The organism is Streptomyces sp. adm13(2018) (assembly GCF_008042145.1).
In the GTDB taxonomy this organism is placed as follows: Bacteria; Actinomycetota; Actinomycetes; order Streptomycetales; family Streptomycetaceae; genus Streptomyces.
This window is the reverse complement of record NZ_RDBH01000035.1, coordinates 40,244-55,332: the sequence shown is the minus strand read 5'-3', so window position 1 is coordinate 55,332 and position 15,089 is coordinate 40,244. Positions and strand designations below refer to the sequence as shown.

Sequence of the window (15,089 nt, the reverse complement as noted above, 5' to 3'; positions counted from 1 at the left end):
CACCTGGTGCTACTGGGAGGAGGGGCCGGGACACCGGCGGGCGGGTCGAGCAGGCGCCAGGCGAGCGAGAGGCCGGCCGCGCCGCCTCCGACAATGGCCACGTCGCTCAGCGGCACCAGACGTCCTCCTCCGGCCGGGGCGATGCCGGGGGACGGGTGCCGCGGGGCGTCGCACGCGGCGATGGTATGCCGCCCCGGCCTCCGGCCGGGCCTACGGCACGCGGCGTTTCGCGGGCACGTCGGGCCGGCGTGCGGCGAGGGTCAGTGCAGCAGTTCGGCCACCAGCGCGGCCACCTGTTCCACCTCGATCAGGAAGCCGTCGTGACCGTACGGGGAACGGACGACGCGCGCCCGGTCCGCGCCGGGGATGCCGGCCGCCAGCTCCGCCTGCTGGGCCGGCGGATAGAGGCGGTCGGAGTCGATCCCGGCGACCAGGGTCCGCGCGCTCACCCGGCGCAACGCCGACCGGACGCCGCCCCGGTCCCGGCCCACGTCGTGGCCGTTCATGGCCGTGCTCAGCGTGACGTAGCTGCCCGCGTCGAAGCGGCGGACCAGCTTCGCCGCCTGGTGGTCCAGATAGGACTCGACCTGGTACCGGCCGCCTCGCCGGGGATCCTCCGCGCCCTGGACGGCACGGCCGAAGCGCCCGGCGAGTTCGGCCTCGCTCCGGTACGTGACGTGGGCGAGCCGGCGGGCGAGGCTCAGTCCGGTGTGCGGCCCGCGGTCGGCGTCGTGGTAGTCGCCGCCGCGCCAGTCGGGGTCGGCGCGGATCGCGTGCAGCTGGACCGAGGTCCAGGCGATCTGCTCGGCGCTCGCGGCGGCGGTCGTCGCGAGCAGCAGCAGCGCCTCGGTCCGCTCCGGACGGGCCACCGCCCACTCCAGCGCGCGCATGCCGCCCATCGACCCGCCGATGACCAGCGCCCAGCGCTCCACGCCGAGTTCGTCCGCGAGCCCGACCTCGGCCGTGACCTGGTCGCGCAGGGTGAGGTGGGGGAAGGCGCCGCCCCAGCGACGGCCGTCCGCCCGGAGCGAGGACGGCCCCGTGCTGCCCTGGCAGCCTCCCAGCACGTTCGGTGCCACGACGAAGAGTCGGTCCGTGTCCAGTGCCCGCCCGGGCCCGACCAGCCCGTCCCACCACCCGGGCGTGGGATGCCCGGGGCCCGCCGCCCCGGCCGCGTGGCTGTCGCCGGTCAGGGCGTGCAGGACGAGCACCGCGTTGGACCGGTCCGGCGCGAGCGTGCCCCACGTCTCGAACGCGATCCGTACGCCCGGGAGTTCGCCACCCGCCTCCAGCCGCAGCGGTGTCTCCCGTGCGTACCAGCGGCGCCGCCCCGCCGGGTCCCCCTCCCGCCAGGCACCGGAGGCCGGCGGGAGGGGGGCCGCGGACGGCGGTACGACGGTGCTCAGGACGCGCCCTTGGCTGCCCGGAAGCCCGCTTCGAGGTCCGCCGTGAGGTCGGCGAGGCTCTCCAGGCCCACCGACAGCCGCACCAGACCGGGCGAGGCACCCGTCGCGGCCGACTGGGCCTCGTCCAGCTGACTGTGCGTCGTGGACGCCGGGTGGATGATCAGACTGCGTACGTCTCCGATGTTGGCCAGGTGGCTGAACAGCTCGACGGCGTCCACGAACCGCTTGCCCGCCTCCACTCCGTCCCGCAGCTCGAAGGAGAGCACCGCCCCGGCGCCCCGCGGCAGGTACCGCTGCCCCGCCTCGTACCAGCGGTTGGACGGCAGCCCCGGGTAGTGCACGGCGGCGACCTCGMCCCGSCGCTCCAGCCACTCGGCGAGCGCCTGCGCGTTGGCCGAGTGCCGCTCGATCCGCAGGCTCAGCGTCTCCACGCCCTGGAGCAACAGGAACGCCGAGTGCGGGGAGAGCGCCGGGCCGAGGTCGCGCAGCAGTTGCACGCGCAGCTTGACCGCGAAGGCACCGGGACCGAGCGCCGGCCAGTACCGGAGCCCGTGGTAGCTCGGGTCGGGCTCCGTGAAGTCCGGGAAGCGGTCGGGGTGCGCCCCGAAGTCGAAGGTGCCGCCGTCCACGACGACGCCCGCGACGACGGTGCCGTGCCCGCCGAGGAACTTCGTCGCCGAGTGCACCACGATGTCCGCCCCGTGCTCCAGCGGGCGCAGCAGGTAGGGCGTCGGCACGGTGTTGTCCACGATGAGCGGCACCCCGGCAGCGTGCGCCACGTCGGCGACCGCGCGCACGTCGAGGACGTTGCCCCGCGGATTGCCCAGCGTCTCGGCGAACAGCGCCTTGGTGTTCGGCCGGACCGCCGCCCGCCAGGCCTCGGCGTCGTCGGGGTCGTCCACGAACGACACCTCGACCCCGAACCGCGGCAGGGTGTGCCGGAACAGGTTGTACGTACCTCCGTACAGCGACGTACTGGCCACGACGTGGTCACCGGCACCCGCCAGGGTCAGCACGGCGAGCGTCTCCGCGGCCTGCCCCGAGGCGAGCGCGACAGCGGCGACACCGCCCTCCAGCGAGGCGATCCGCTGCTCGAAGGCGTCCTGGGTGGGGTTGTGGATGCGGGTGTAGATGTTGCCGGGCTCGGCCAGCGAGAAGAGGTCGGCGGCGTGCTGCGTGTCCCGGAACACGAAGGACGTCGTCTGGTAGATCGGCGTCGCCCGCGCCCCGGTCACGGGGTCGGGCGTCGCGCCCGCGTGGATCTGCCTGGTCTCGAACGACCAGGCGGAGGCGTCGGGCCCGGCGGACCCGTCCTCGGGAGTGTGACCGGCGGCGACGGCGTCGATGGGCTGGCTCATGACGGTGCTCCTTGTGCGAGGTGCGATGTGTGCGACGTGTCTGGGGTGCGTGGGCGCGCGGACGCACGCACGGCTTCGCCCCGTGCCCGGGGCGGGACGGTGAACGGAGACGGCGAACGAAGAGAGAGGGAGAGAGGGACCGGACCGACGCGTCGGCCGGAGGCGGCTCAGCGCGCGGTGGGACACCACAGGGGAGCGGCACACGAGCAGGCACACACGCGGGGGGCGGGAGACTGGGGTGCGAAAGCGGTCACCCGCACACGTAAGCACAGCCCCGCGCGGCGAACCAGCGGCCCGCGGAGCGTGACATACAACGTTCATCCACGACCCGACCCGCAGGCCGATTCGGCTGCGCCCGCCTGACCGCCGAGGACGTCCGCACCGTCGGGGCGATGCACCACCGGCACGTGCGGACCGTCGACGAGCAGGCCCTGGAGCAGGGCTACCGACTCGTCGAAACCGATCCCGCGAACCGTGCGATGGGGGAGTCCGTCTGCCGCTGAGCCCCGCCGCGCTCCTGCGCTCCTCCGGCACTGTGTAACGTGTCGTCCGATCGATGACGCACCTGATGTCGTCGAGGTGATGACCGTATCCGGGAGGTGGCCGTGCCGACAGCCGACGAGCCGCTCCTGCCGCGCCCCGGCGCCCACGGCCCGGCGTCCTTCCTCGCCGCGGCGGCGGCCCTCACCGCCATCGACGGCGTCCTGCGCGACGCCCGCCACGGGACATCCGAAGCCGCCCTGGGCGACGCTCCCGACGGCGCCCCGCCCCGTGCCCGCCACGAGGCTCCCGACGCCGCCCGCCCGGGGCCGGAGCAGGCGCTGGCCTCCCTGATGCTGCTGCGTCACGTGCGCGAYCAGCTCGCCGGCTGGGAGASCGGSCTGATCGAYACCGCCCGCGASSKGGGCGCCAGCTGGGCAGAGCTGGCCSGCCCCCTCGGCGTCGCCAGCCGCCAYGCCGCCGAACGCCGCTACCTGCGGGGCCGACCCGGAGCGCTCGGCGCCACCGGCGAGCAGCGGGTCACGGCCACCCGCCAGGCGCGGGCCGCCGAGCGCGCCGCAGTCACCTGGGCCCGCGCCCACGCCGCCGACCTGCGCCGCCTCGCCGCGCGGATCACCGCGCTGGACCACCTCGGGCCCGAGGCGCGCCCGGCCCAGGCCGCCCTGCACGTCGCCCTCGGCGCCGCCGACGCCGCCGAACTCCTCGCCGCCCTGGCCGGCATGCGGCCGCACCTCGATGCCCGCCACACCGACCTCGTCGCCTCCCTCGACGCCCTGGACGCCCTGGAGGACCGGGGCGCGTCATCACCGGCCGACGGTGACCCCCACAGCTCGTGACCCCTTCGTACACGCCCGTCGCACAGAAAGAGACCCTCATGGCCCACAGCGTCGAGACGCTGGAGTTCCAGGCAGAGACACGCCAGTTGCTCCGACTGGTCATCCACTCGATCTACTCGAACAAGGACATCTTCCTGCGCGAGCTGATCTCGAACGCCTCCGACGCACTGGACAAGCTGCGCCTGGAGTCGCTGACCGACGCGAGCCTCGCCGAGGGCGGCACCGCCGACCTGCACATCTCCCTCGAGGTGGACCAGGGCGCCCGCACCCTGACCGTCCGCGACAACGGCATCGGCATGAGCCGGGACGACCTCGTGGAACTCATCGGCACGATCGCCAAGTCCGGCACGGCGAGCCTGCTGGAGAAGATCAAGGAATCCCAGGACGCCGCCACCGCCGAGAACCTGATCGGGCAGTTCGGCGTCGGCTTCTACTCGGCGTTCATGGTCGCCGACAAGGTCACCCTGCGCACCCGCCGCGCCGGCACCGACTCCGGCACCGAGTGGGAGTCCGACGGCGAGGGCGCGTACACCGTCCAGGCCGTCGACGGGCTGTCCGTGGGCACCTCGGTCACCCTCCACCTCAAGCCCGCGGACAGCGAGGACGGCCTCGCCGACTACCTGTCCGAGTCGAAGATCCGTCAGATCGTGAAGCGGTACTCGGACTTCATCCGCTGGCCCATCCGGATGGCCACCGAGCGCACCGACGCCGACGGCGGGACCACCACCGAGGTCGACACGCTCAACTCGATGAAGGCGCTGTGGGCCCGGCCGCGCAGCGAGGTCACCCAGGACGAGTACAACGAGTTCTACCAGCAGATCAGCCACGACTGGCTGCCCCCTGCCGAGACCGTCCACATGAAGGCCGAAGGCACCTTCGAGTACGAGGCGCTGCTGTTCGTCCCGTCGCAGGCGCCCTTCGACCTGTTCTCCCGCGAGACCAAGCGCGGCGTGCAGCTGTACGTCAAGCGGGTGTTCATCATGGACGACTGCGAAGCGCTGATGCCCGACTACCTGCGCTTCGTCAAGGGGGTCGTGGACGCCCACGACCTGTCGCTGAACGTCTCCCGCGAGATCCTCCAGCACGACCGCCAGATCCGCGGCGTACGCCGTCGCCTGGTCAAGAAGGTCCTCGGCGCCCTCAAGACCATGCAGACCAAGGACGCCGAGCGCTACGCGACGGTGTGGGACCAGTTCGGCCGGGCGCTGAAGGAGGGCCTGGTCGAGGACACGGACAACACCGACGCCCTGCTCGACCTGGTGTCGGCCGCCTCCACGCACGACCCGGAGCGGACCACCACCCTCCGCGAGTACGTCGAGCGCATGAAGGACGGACAGGACGCCGTCTACTACCTGACCGGCGAGAGCCGCGCGATGGTGGAGAACTCCCCGCACATGGAGGCCTTCACCGCCAAGGGGTACGAGGTCCTGATCCTCACCGACCCGGTCGACGAGGTGTGGGTGGACCGGGTCCCCGGCTTCGACGGCCACCGCCTGCAGTCCATCGCCAAGGGTCAGGTCGACCTCGACGACTCCGCCGACGGCGACGAGGACGCCGAGGCCGAGAAGGCCCGGCGCGATCAGGACTTCGCCGCCCTGCTGCCGTGGCTGACCACCACCCTGTCCGAGCAGGTCAAGGAGGTCCGGCTGTCGTCCCGCCTGACGACCTCGGCGGCGTGCATCGTCGGCGACGCCCACGACGTCACGCCGACCCTGGAGAAGATGTACCGGGCCATGGGGCAGCAACTGCCCACCGTCAAGCGGATCCTGGAGCTCAACCCCACGCACCCGCTGATCACCGCACTGCGCACGGCACATGACGCGAACGCCGACGACCCGGCCCTGGCGGAGATCGCCGAACTGGTCTACGGCGGCGCGCTCCTGGCCGAAGGCGGCGACCTTCCCGACCCGTCCCGCTTCACCCGGCTGCTCACCGACCGCCTGACGCGGGCCCTCTGAGCCCGCGGCGCGCGTGCGGCCGGGACACCCGGCCGCACGCGCGCCCCTCCGACCCGGGCCGCGGCCCGGCACGACCGGGGCGAACCCGTGCCGCCCTCAGGGCGAGACCGGCGCTCCGTACACACCGGCCAGTTCGACCGCGAGCCGGGCGAGCCGGTCCCGTGCCTCCGGCGGGTCCAGCACCTCGACGCGTGCCCCCAGCCCGGCCAGCTGTGTCGCGACGACCTCGGGCGTCGGCCCGTCGACCCGTATCTCCGTCCACCCGTCGGACAGCACCGCACCCACGTGCAGACGCCCCTCGAACAGCCGCTCCAGGATCGCCATGGCCCCCGGCTCGGCCCGGGCCCGTACGGTCACCGCGTACAGCCGGTCCTCCAGGCGGGCGGCGAACGTACGCCAGACGGTGGGTAGGTCGAAGTCCCGCGGGCGTACGACGGGCTCCCCGGTCGCCTCGACCGAGACGACCCGGCTGAGTCGGAAGGTCCGCAGGCCCTGCTCGGTCCCGGCGACCAGGTAGTCGTGGCCCGCCTTGGCCACGAGCCCGAGCGGATGCACGGTCCGGACGCCCACGGGCTTGCCGGGCCCGGCGTACCCGAGCCGTACCTGGATGCCGTCCACCACGGCCGCCCGCAGCGCGTCGAGGTGCGGCCCGGAGGCCGAGACGTCGGTCCGGGACCAGTCCGTGCCGTCCGTGAGACCGGCCCGCGACGCGGCCTCGGCGCCCGGGCGCAGGGGCTCGGGCAGCGCACGCAGCAGCTTCCGGAGCAGGGTCCGGAGTTCGGGGGTCGTGGACGAGGGGCCCGCGAGCAGGAACAGGGCCCGGGCCTCCTCCGCGGTCAGCCCGGTGAGGTCCGTACGGGCGCCGCCGACCAGCGACCAGCCGCCCCCGCGGCCGCGCTGCGAGTAGACGGGGACGCCGGCGGTGGACAGGGCCTCCAGGTCGCGGCGCGCGGTCCGCGGCGACACTTCGAGCTCGGCGGCGACCTCCGCCACGGTCACCCGGGTGCGCGACTGGAGGAACAACAGGGTCGCCACGAGGCGATCGGCTCTCATACCGTGGATTCTCTTCCGTGAAGTGGCCAGGGGATGACCTGTTCTGCCTCCAGGATGAGGTCATGACGCACAGCGAGAACACCCCGATGCCCCCCGCCGCCAGCGATGACCCCCGAGAGAGCCTGCTCAAGGCGATCGCGCTGGCCGGACGTACCGTCGCCGCGGTCCGGCCCGAGCAGTGGGACGGACCCACGCCCTGTCCCGAGTTCACCGTCCGGCGGCTCGCCGCGCACCTCGTCGCGGTCCTCCGCCGGATCGCGCTCGCGGGACGCGGCGGCGACGTGACGACCCTCCCCACGGTCGTCGAGGGCCTCGCGGACACCGCGTGGCAGGAGGCCTGGGACGCGGGGGTGCGTGAGGTCGAGGAGGCCTGGGCGGATCCCGCCGTCCTCGGCCGGACGCTGATCCTTCCGTTCGGCAGCATCCCCGGGGCGGCCGCCGCGGCCGTCTGGACCTCGGAGTTCACCGTGCACACCTGGGACGTGGCCACCGCGACCGGGCAGCTGCCCGACTGGGATCCGCGGCTGGTGGCGATCTCGGACGCCGCGATGAGGCGCGGGCTGCCGGCCGGGCCGCGGGACGGCGCGCCCTTCGGGGCGGCGGTGGACGTCGACCCGGACGCGCCGGCCATCGACCGCCTCGTGGCGTGGTGCGGCCGCAATCCGTAGTCGGCGTCCGACCGACGGCGTGGCCACCGCGTACGCACGGGGTGGGGGCGGCCGGCCTTCCCGAGGACGGCCCCCACACGAGGCCGGGGCCCCGACCTGAGGATCAGGTCGGGGCCCCGCGGCGCGTCGGCGGTGCGTCAGTGCTTGAGGTTGTCCTTCACGTCTTCCTTGGCCTCACGGGCCTTGCCCTTGGCCTGGTCCGAGAGGCCCTCCGCGGTCAGCCGCTCGTTGCCGACCGTGCGGCCCACGGCCTCCTTGGCCTTGCCCTTGGCCTGCTCGACCTGCGCCTTGCTCTTCTCGGTGCCCGACATGGGGTCCTCCTCGTGGGTGAGCCGGATGGGTCGTGACCGACGCATGCTCCCGCTCACCCACCGCAAACCTCCCGCCGCACGCCCGGAACCGGGACACCGCTCCCGCCCCGAGCGCGGTCCGGATGTCTCGCACGCGGACACGTCTCGTACGCGGACGACGAGGGCCCCGGAATACGGCCTGGGAAACCCGTGAATCTCGTACGCATGACCGAAGAGTGGTGGGGCATACGGCGTCTCGGAGGTTGATAACTATGGTTCCCCTGCTTCTCGTTCTTCTGCTCGTTCTCATCCTGTTCGGCGCCGGCTTCGCGATGAACGTCCTCTGGTGGGTCGCCGTCGTGGTGCTGGTCCTCTGGCTCCTCGGCTTCGTCGCCCGGCCCAAGGGCGGCAGCGGTCGCTGGTACCGCTGGTAGGCCCGTCGTCCCGTACCGCACGGCCGTGAACCCGCCCCCTGACGAGGCGGGTTCACGGCCGTGCTCGCGGGAACCGCCCGTCCGGGCCGAGCCCGGGCGGGCCATCCGTAGGGAAAAGCCCCACCGAGGAGGGTGGTATGACCGACAACAGCACACACGTGTCCACCAGACCCGTGGACGCGTCGGCCGGGAGCGACCGGTCGGAGGAACGGATCCAGCGCATCCGCCGCCGGCTGGAGCGACTCATCGGCATCGCGGCCACCGAGGGCAACGGCGTACGGCCCCTGCGCAACGGTGACGAGATCTTCGCCGCGATGCTCGGCGCGATCGACGGCGCGCGCCACACCATCGACATGATGACCTTCGTCTACTGGCGGGGCGAGATCGCCCGCCGCTTCGCCGACGCCCTGACCGACCGGGCACGTGCCGGGGTGCGGGTGCGGCTGCTCCTGGACGGCTTCGGCAGCCGCCTCATCGAGAAGGACCTGCTGGACCGGATGAGCGCGGCCGGGGTGGAGGTCGCCTGGTTCCGCAAACCGCTCTATCTCTCTCCCCTCAAGCAGAACCACCGCTGCCACCGCAAGGTCCTCGTGGTCGACGAGCGGACGGCCTTCACCGGAGGCGTCGGGATCGCCGAGGAATGGTGCGGTGACGCCCGCAACCCCGGCGAGTGGCGGGACACCCACGCCGAGGTGACCGGGCCCGCCGTCGACGGCATCGCCGCCGCCTTCGCGCAGAACTGGGCCGAGTGCCACCCCGAGCTCTTCGACGAACGCGACCGGTTCGTCGACCACGAGCCCAGCGGGAACGCCATCATCCAGGTGGTCCGCGGCTCCGCCAGCTTCGGCTGGCAGGACATGCAGACCCTGATGCGCGTGATCTTCGAGTCGGCCGAGGAACGGGTCCGGCTCGCGACCGCCTACTTCGCGCCCGACGCCTACTTCGTGGACCTCCTCTGTGACACCGCACGGCGCGGCGTGGAGGTCGAGATCCTGCTGCCCGGCCCGCACACCGACAAGCGGGTGTGCCAGCTGGCCGGCGAACGCCACTACGATGCGCTGACCGCCTGCGGCGTGCGCATCCACCATTACCAGCCGACCATGATGCACGCGAAGATCATGACCATGGACGGAGTCGTCTCCCTGATCGGCTCCACCAACTTCAACCGCCGCTCCCTCGACCACGACGAGGAGGTGATGCTCGCCGTGATGGACACCGAGTTCACCGCGACCCTCGACGCCCACTACGACGAGGACGTCAAGGCCAGCGACCAGATACGGCCGGACCGCTGGAAGCGCCGCTCGCTGCTGAGGCGCGCGGGGGAGACCGCCGTCCTTCCGATCCGCCGCTACCTGTAGCGCGGTGTCACCACTCGGGGTGCACGTCGTGGCTGTCGAAACGCGATCCCTTCTCGGTGGTCCAGGGCCGGAAACGACCGGGCCCGGAGGCTTCGTGGGCGTAGGACACGGTCTCCCCGGTCTCGTCGGTGACGATGATCGCTCCGTTCCTCTGCGCGCAGCGCAGGGCGTGTGTCCAGTGCCGGCCGCGGTGGCCGGTGCGGTAGTCGGGGGCCTTGCATTGGGTCATCGGTACTCACCGCCGTGTGTCATGGCGTGACCGCGTCGGCCAGAATCAACCAGACGTTCGTTCGGTCCAGAGAATTGCGGAATACCCTGTATGTGAAATTTCGAACATGCGGGTCCCATGCGCCGGTCGGGCGACGGCCGGGCCGGAAGTGGACGGATCCGCGGCCGGAGGGAAGCCATGGCGTCGACGGTCTCGGTCCTCCTGTACAGCAGTGACGCCGACGTGCGGGCGGGCGTCCGGACCGCGGTGGGCCGGAGACCGGCCCCCGACGTGCCGCCGGTCGTCTTCGTCGAGTGCGCGACGCTCCCCGCGGTCCTGCGGACCCTGGAGTCCGTCCGCATCGACGTCTGTGTGCTGGACGGCGAGGCGGTTCCCGCCGGCGGCATGGGCGTGTGCCGCCAGATCAAGGACGAGGTCTTCGCGTGCCCGCCGGTCCTGGTCCTGATCGGGAGACCGCAGGACGCCTGGCTGGCCCGCTGGAGCCGCGCCGACGCGGTGGTCACACTGCCGCCGGATCCGGTGGAGACCGCGGCGTCGCTCGCCACGCTGCTCCGCACCTGAAGACCTGGGTGCGCTTCGCTACGTTTCCGCCGCCGAGCCACGGGCAAACCGCTCTAAACGGACAATCGGTAGGGCTCCCGAGGACGCCCCCGTCCCGGGAGCCACGCCGGAGAGGCAGCACACCATGCATGTCGTACGAGCCGCCTACCAGCAGGTCCGAGGGCTCATGAAGGAATCCGACGGCAAGGCCCTGCAGAACCCGGCCCTGCGGGCCGAAGGCCGCCGGATGCGCGACGAGGCCCGAGCGTCCCGGCACCGCCGCCCGCCGCACACCCCCGCGTAGGCCGCAGCGGCCCGCGCAGCCCGCCGGGCCGAGAGGAGTCCTCTCGGCCCGGCGAGCGCCCTTGGCCCCGGCGTCTAGGCGCCCCCGTGTGTCTCCGGATGCGCGCCCGGCCCCTCGTGGCCCGGAGCCAGCGGCGTGGGGGAGAGGTGGGAGGTCTCCTCGCCGGGTTCGAGGAGGGTGTCGGCGGCGCCGACGACGAGCGGATCGGGTTCCCCGACCGCCTTCGGGTCCTTGCTCGCGTAGTCGACGCGCCAGAGGAGGCTCCGCATGGCCTCCAGCCGGGCACGGCGCTTGTCGTTGCTCTTGACCACCGTCCAGGGGGCGTGGGAGGTGTCCGTCGCCCGGAACATGTCGACCTTGGCCGCGGTGTAGTCGTCCCAACGGTCCAGCGAGGCCAGATCGGTGGGGGACAGCTTCCACTGCCGGACCGGGTCGACCTGCCGGATCGCGAACCGGGTCCGCTGCTCGGCCCGTGACACGGAGAACCAGAACTTCACCAGGATGATGCCGTCGTCGACCAGCATCCGTTCGAACTGGGGGCACTGGCGGAGGAACAGCTCGTACTCGTCGTCCGTGCAGAACCCCATGACGCGCTCGACACCCGCCCGATTGTACCAGGAGCGGTCGAAGAAGACGATCTCCCCGGCGCCCGGGAGGTGGGCGGCGTAGCGCTGGAAGTACCACTGCCCGGCCTCCCGCTCCGTCGGCTTGTCCAGCGCGACGATCCGGGCGCCTCGGGGGTTCAGCCGTTCCGTGAACCGCTGGATCGTGCCGCCCTTGCCCGCCGCGTCACGGCCCTCGCACACGACGACCACCCGCGCGCCCGTGTCCTTGGCCCACCGCTGGAGTTTCAGGAGCTCGATCTGCAGGATCCGCTTGGCCCGCTCGTACTCGTTCCGGCGGACCTTGTGGTCGTACGGGTAGTTCTCCCGCCACGTGCGGATCGGGCGGCCGTCCGCACTGAGGAGAACGGGTTGCTCGGGGTTGGTGTCGTCCACGCTCAGGCCGCGGAGCAGATCCCTCCCGTCCCCGTCCCGCTCGTCGGCGCCCCTGGTTCCCGTCACACCCGTCACCTCACTGTCGTGTCGTCGGCAGTACGGTCCCGCCCCGTCGCCAGGACCGTACGTCTCCCCAGAGATCCTGCCCCGATCGTCGAGGAACATCGGCCGCGCGGGCGCTCCACCGGAAGAGTTCAGGGACTGACGGCCTCCGCGACGGGGGGCGCGAACGGCGCCCGGGCGGCCCAGGGCTGATCGGTGATGACCAGCGGAATGTCGAGGCTCTCGCACAGTCGGCGGACGCGGGCGAGAACGCTGAGGGAGGCGCCCGTGGCGAGGCCCGCCACCAGGTGGAGGCGGACGCCCCCCGGCCGGTGGGCGAGGAAGAGACGCTGAACGTGCAGGGCCGCGGCGGCCCGGGCGGTGACATCGAGGTCGTCACGCAGGCGCAGAGCCAGGACGTGGCCCTCGACGGTGTACTCCACGGGCATGTATCACTGCCTTTCACCAGACCGGCCCCGCCCTGCGCACAGGCAGCGGCACGGGCCGGTGGACACCGGGTGGTCGACTTCTCGGACGGGAGCGGGGGTCTTCACGCATTCCAGCCCTCTGAGCTGTTCTTACAGTACGCCTTTACCCGCTCCGCGCACGGGCACGCGGCCCGCGCCGGACCGCGAGCAGACGTGGGCGCGCGCGACGTACCGAGCCGGGCGGGTCAGCCGGCGAGGGCCACGAGCCGCGGGTACGCGAGGTGCTCCCGAATCCGTGCGATGAGAGGGACGGGCGCTGTGGCGTGCTGGTTCTTCAGGGCGTCGAAGGCCACCCGGTACGCCGCCTCCTGATCACGGGCGGGCGCGGGCATCCACCAGATCAGCAGGTGGGCGTGGCGGCGGGCGCCGGTGGGGGTCGCGTAGGGCACCTCGTGGAGGATCAGCCGCGCCTGGTCAGCGGGCACACGTGCGACCAGTTCCTCCGGCGTCCAGTTGGCCTCCGACTCCACGACGAGGGCGTCACCGGCGAGGGCGAGGACTGCCGTGTTCACGTCCCGCTGCTGAACCGAAGGGGCAGTCCCGTCATGCGGTACTTCCTCCCCGTTCTCCCTCGGTCCCCTTCAGGGGCGCTCGTAGTGCTGGAGGACGCCGCCGACCGAGAAGCAGAGAGCACCGGTCAGGGTGCCCCAGTTCGCGACGTCGGCGTTGATCAGGCTGCCGGTGGCGGGGCGCGTGTAGGCGGCGGTCGCCGAGACCATGAAGAGGATCGAGCCCAGCTGGTTCACGGCGACGATCCACCAGCCGAGGTCGCGCCGGCGGAGGCAGGGCCGGCCGTGGCAGATCTCGGCGAGCGAGAGGTGGCCGGAGATCAGGAAGAGCACACAGCCGATCACGTCGGGTGCCCAGACGAGCCGGTTGGTCTGCTGGGTGGTCAGGCCCTGGAGGAAGGAGTCCAGCAGATTGACGGCGAACACCAGGGTGCCGGCGAAGAGGACGACGGCGCTCAGCCAGTCGATCCGCAGGGGTTCGTAGCTCCACCACCGCCACCGTTCCGCGACCAGCGTGCCCTCCGCACCGGGCGTGTGGCGCGGCGCGTTGACGGCCTGGAGCAGGGACACATAGCCGCCGCAGTTGAAGAACAGTCCGCCGGTGAAGTAGATCGAGGCGCAGGTCGTGGCGTCTCCGGAGCCGAACAGGGCGACGGAGGCGCCGGCCGCGAAGAGTGCTCCGCCGATGATGAAGGCGGTGGCCGCGACGGCGTTCAGCCTGCGCAGCCGGCCGAGAGTGGTGGCGTCGGCGCGGGCGTGATGTGCCGTTGCCGCGCCGGGCGGCCGGACGGCGATCAGGCCTCGGCGCCGGGCGGGTCTGGACTCCCAGACGGCCGTGCCGCCGCCGGGCGGCTGCCAGCTGAGGCGGGTCGTGAACGGTCCCGCGCCTTCCGCATGCTGATCGGGCTGTCCCACGGGCCGAGACTAGAGGTCCTGGTCGACTGCGGTTCGGCGCAACGCCGGTCGAACTGACGCGGGCCGTGGCGCGGGCCGTGCGGAGTCGCGTCGCGTCCCGGTCGGCGGGACCCCCTCGCCCCGGACGCCTCGCTGGAGAGGCGAAGCGGTCCGATCTGTCCTAGTTTGTCAACGTCTTCAATTCCTCACCCAGAAGGACGGGTCATGGCTGACAAGGGCCGTACGGACAAGATCAAGGGCAAGGCGAAGGAAACGGTCGGCAAGGTCACCGGCAACGACCGGATGAAGGCCGAAGGCAAGATGGACCAGGTCGAGGGCAAGGCGAAGGAAGCCGCGTCCGAGGCCAAGGACACCCTGCGCGGCAAGCGCGACGAGCGCTGACCGTTTCGCACCAGGAGGGTCCGCTTCCCCAGGGAGGCGGACCCTCCTCGCGCGCCGGGCGGCCCGCGTCTCAGGGCCGTGCGAGACCGTTGCCGGGGATCAGGCCGCCGAGCTTCTCGGGCTTGGCCAGGAAGCCCAGGACCCAGCGCGCGACGCTGTCGGCACCGTGGAGGGGGCGGCGGGCCGCGGTGACCTTGCCGCCGCCGTCCGACCACGAGGTGACGTCGGGGGCGAGCATCTCCATGACGGCGTTCAGGTCGCCGCCCGCGCACGCCTCCATGAACCGCGCGGTGATCCTGCGCCGTTGGCTCCGGTCGGAGTCGAACCGGGGACGGCGGGCCTGGACGCTGCTCATGGCTTCTCCCAGGTCGGGCCCCGGCTTCGGTCCCGGTGACGTCCGTGGGACAGCCGGCCCCCGGGAGGCGTGACAGCTCGGGAGCGAGGGCTGGGTCACACGCGGTGCTCACCCCCGCGCCCCGGACGCCGTGACCGACCGGGCTCATGATCGTTACCCGCAGTGGCAGCGTCGAGGGCGGGTGTTCCACCACCCTCGCGCGCCGTGAGCGCGTGTCCCACGGCAGGTCGTCACGGAAGGAATGTCGAGTGGGTGGCTGGATCAGCGTCGGTCTCGGGGCTGCCGCGGCACTGTGCCCGCTGCCGCACAACGGAGACGTGACCGTCTTCATGGACCACTCGCCCGCCCGCGACCACCTGGTGGTGTGTGCCCCGGACGTGTGGGTCGACATGGGCTACGGCGACGAGGTGAACGAGAACCCTCGTCCCACATGTGCTCCGCCGACGCCGCCCCCCGTGCCCCCGCC

General features: G+C 72.4%; 18 protein-coding genes and 1 pseudogene. 9 read left to right on the top strand and 10 right to left on the bottom strand.

Annotated elements, in window-relative coordinates:
* Window positions 1-260: 260 nt before the first annotated feature.
* Together EAO70_RS03200 and EAO70_RS03195 are read right to left on the bottom strand one after the other, a co-directional pair.
* On the bottom strand, window positions 261-1,406 hold the full coding sequence (locus EAO70_RS03200) for a homoserine O-acetyltransferase (RefSeq protein ID WP_148001512.1): 1,146 nt from the start codon (window positions 1,404-1,406) through the stop codon (window positions 261-263).
* A complete protein-coding gene (locus EAO70_RS03195) occupies window positions 1,403-2,764 on the bottom strand; it encodes a bifunctional o-acetylhomoserine/o-acetylserine sulfhydrylase (RefSeq protein WP_148001506.1) in 1,362 nt (453 codons plus the stop codon). The genes EAO70_RS03200 and EAO70_RS03195 overlap by 4 nt, the downstream gene beginning before the upstream one ends.
* A gap of 605 nt (window positions 2,765-3,369) precedes the next feature.
* Between EAO70_RS03195 and EAO70_RS03190 the strand changes: the two genes are divergently transcribed.
* Both EAO70_RS03190 and htpG read left to right on the top strand, forming a co-directional pair.
* Window positions 3,370-4,101: a type III effector protein gene (locus EAO70_RS03190; RefSeq protein ID WP_148001505.1), complete on the top strand. Its 732-nt coding sequence runs from the start codon at window positions 3,370-3,372 to the stop codon at window positions 4,099-4,101.
* Between the two features lie 38 nt (window positions 4,102-4,139).
* The gene (gene htpG / locus EAO70_RS03185; protein ID WP_148001504.1) at window positions 4,140-6,059 is read left to right on the top strand and encodes a molecular chaperone HtpG; all 1,920 of its coding nucleotides are present in this window, start codon (window positions 4,140-4,142) and stop codon (window positions 6,057-6,059) included.
* A 96-nt stretch (window positions 6,060-6,155) separates the two neighbouring features.
* On the opposite strand, the gene EAO70_RS03180 is transcribed toward htpG, so the two are convergent.
* Window positions 6,156-7,112 carry a helix-turn-helix transcriptional regulator gene (locus EAO70_RS03180; protein ID WP_187283703.1) on the bottom strand — a complete coding sequence of 319 codons (957 nt, stop codon included), beginning with the start codon at window positions 7,110-7,112 and terminating at the stop codon, window positions 6,156-6,158.
* Between the two features lie 62 nt (window positions 7,113-7,174).
* Between EAO70_RS03180 and EAO70_RS03175 the strand changes: the two genes are divergently transcribed.
* Complete coding sequence (locus EAO70_RS03175; protein ID WP_148001502.1) at window positions 7,175-7,780, top strand: TIGR03086 family metal-binding protein; 606 nt, start codon at window positions 7,175-7,177, stop codon at window positions 7,778-7,780.
* 137 nt (window positions 7,781-7,917) lie between these two features.
* Here the strand turns inward: EAO70_RS03175 and EAO70_RS03170 are convergent, their stop codons facing one another.
* Complete coding sequence (locus EAO70_RS03170; protein ID WP_148001501.1) at window positions 7,918-8,091, bottom strand: CsbD family protein; 174 nt, start codon at window positions 8,089-8,091, stop codon at window positions 7,918-7,920.
* 251 nt (window positions 8,092-8,342) lie between these two features.
* Between EAO70_RS03170 and EAO70_RS03165 the strand changes: the two genes are divergently transcribed.
* Both EAO70_RS03165 and EAO70_RS03160 read left to right on the top strand, forming a co-directional pair.
* Window positions 8,343-8,504 carry a hydrophobic protein gene (locus EAO70_RS03165; RefSeq protein WP_148001500.1) on the top strand — a complete coding sequence of 54 codons (162 nt, stop codon included), beginning with the start codon at window positions 8,343-8,345 and terminating at the stop codon, window positions 8,502-8,504.
* A gap of 137 nt (window positions 8,505-8,641) precedes the next feature.
* The gene (locus EAO70_RS03160) at window positions 8,642-9,862 is read left to right on the top strand and encodes a phospholipase D-like domain-containing protein (protein WP_148001499.1); all 1,221 of its coding nucleotides are present in this window, start codon (window positions 8,642-8,644) and stop codon (window positions 9,860-9,862) included.
* 7 nt (window positions 9,863-9,869) lie between these two features.
* Here EAO70_RS03160 and EAO70_RS03155 read toward each other — a convergent pair whose 3' ends face one another.
* The gene (locus tag EAO70_RS03155; protein ID WP_148001498.1) at window positions 9,870-10,091 is read right to left on the bottom strand and encodes a hypothetical protein; all 222 of its coding nucleotides are present in this window, start codon (window positions 10,089-10,091) and stop codon (window positions 9,870-9,872) included.
* Between the two features lie 177 nt (window positions 10,092-10,268).
* Here EAO70_RS03155 and EAO70_RS03150 point away from each other — a divergent pair, with 177 nt between their 5' ends.
* Window positions 10,269-10,652, top strand: coding sequence for a hypothetical protein (locus tag EAO70_RS03150; protein ID WP_148001497.1), 384 nt, complete (start codon window positions 10,269-10,271; stop codon window positions 10,650-10,652).
* Between the two features lie 124 nt (window positions 10,653-10,776).
* Entirely contained in the window at window positions 10,777-10,935 is a 159-nt protein-coding gene (locus tag EAO70_RS37565) for a hypothetical protein (RefSeq protein WP_187283702.1), read from the top strand.
* A 74-nt stretch (window positions 10,936-11,009) separates the two neighbouring features.
* On the opposite strand, the gene ppk2 is transcribed toward EAO70_RS37565, so the two are convergent.
* From ppk2 to EAO70_RS03130, 4 genes are all read right to left on the bottom strand, one after another.
* Window positions 11,010-11,999, bottom strand: a complete 990-nt coding sequence (ppk2, locus tag EAO70_RS03145) for a polyphosphate kinase 2 (protein WP_261992616.1) — start codon at window positions 11,997-11,999, stop codon at window positions 11,010-11,012.
* 128 nt (window positions 12,000-12,127) lie between these two features.
* On the bottom strand, window positions 12,128-12,424 hold the full coding sequence (locus tag EAO70_RS03140; protein WP_187283701.1) for a hypothetical protein: 297 nt from the start codon (window positions 12,422-12,424) through the stop codon (window positions 12,128-12,130).
* A 224-nt stretch (window positions 12,425-12,648) separates the two neighbouring features.
* A complete protein-coding gene (locus EAO70_RS03135; RefSeq protein ID WP_187283700.1) occupies window positions 12,649-12,975 on the bottom strand; it encodes a hypothetical protein in 327 nt (108 codons plus the stop codon).
* A 69-nt stretch (window positions 12,976-13,044) separates the two neighbouring features.
* Window positions 13,045-13,887: a hypothetical protein gene (locus EAO70_RS03130; protein ID WP_148001495.1), complete on the bottom strand. Its 843-nt coding sequence runs from the start codon at window positions 13,885-13,887 to the stop codon at window positions 13,045-13,047.
* Between the two features lie 204 nt (window positions 13,888-14,091).
* On the opposite strand from EAO70_RS03130, the gene EAO70_RS03125 reads away from it, so the two are divergent.
* Complete coding sequence (locus tag EAO70_RS03125; RefSeq protein ID WP_148001494.1) at window positions 14,092-14,268, top strand: CsbD family protein; 177 nt, start codon at window positions 14,092-14,094, stop codon at window positions 14,266-14,268.
* Between the two features lie 115 nt (window positions 14,269-14,383).
* Here the strand turns inward: EAO70_RS03125 and EAO70_RS03120 are convergent.
* Window positions 14,384-14,626: pseudogene (locus tag EAO70_RS03120) on the bottom strand (RNA polymerase subunit sigma-24); the annotation flags it as partial.
* Between the two features lie 245 nt (window positions 14,627-14,871).
* Between EAO70_RS03120 and EAO70_RS38435 the strand changes: the two are divergent.
* A partial coding sequence (locus EAO70_RS38435) for a hypothetical protein (RefSeq protein ID WP_222723426.1) occupies window positions 14,872-15,089 on the top strand: 218 nt, incomplete at its 3' end.

Coding starts and splice junctions, on each gene's coding strand:
- htpG (WP_148001504.1), top strand. CDS start 4,140: ATGGCCCACAGCGTCGAGACGCTGGAGTTCCAGGCAGAGACACGCCAG.
- EAO70_RS03155 (WP_148001498.1), bottom strand. CDS start 10,091: ATGACCCAATGCAAGGCCCCCGACTACCGCACCGGCCACCGCGGCCGG.
- EAO70_RS03165 (WP_148001500.1), top strand. CDS start 8,343: ATGGTTCCCCTGCTTCTCGTTCTTCTGCTCGTTCTCATCCTGTTCGGC.
- EAO70_RS03125 (WP_148001494.1), top strand. CDS start 14,092: ATGGCTGACAAGGGCCGTACGGACAAGATCAAGGGCAAGGCGAAGGAA.
- EAO70_RS03140 (WP_187283701.1), bottom strand. CDS start 12,424: ATGCCCGTGGAGTACACCGTCGAGGGCCACGTCCTGGCTCTGCGCCTG.
- EAO70_RS03160 (WP_148001499.1), top strand. CDS start 8,642: ATGACCGACAACAGCACACACGTGTCCACCAGACCCGTGGACGCGTCG.
- EAO70_RS37565 (WP_187283702.1), top strand. CDS start 10,777: ATGCATGTCGTACGAGCCGCCTACCAGCAGGTCCGAGGGCTCATGAAG.
- EAO70_RS03170 (WP_148001501.1), bottom strand. CDS start 8,091: ATGTCGGGCACCGAGAAGAGCAAGGCGCAGGTCGAGCAGGCCAAGGGC.
- EAO70_RS03180 (WP_187283703.1), bottom strand. CDS start 7,112: ATGAGAGCCGATCGCCTCGTGGCGACCCTGTTGTTCCTCCAGTCGCGC.
- EAO70_RS03175 (WP_148001502.1), top strand. CDS start 7,175: ATGACGCACAGCGAGAACACCCCGATGCCCCCCGCCGCCAGCGATGAC.
- EAO70_RS03150 (WP_148001497.1), top strand. CDS start 10,269: ATGGCGTCGACGGTCTCGGTCCTCCTGTACAGCAGTGACGCCGACGTG.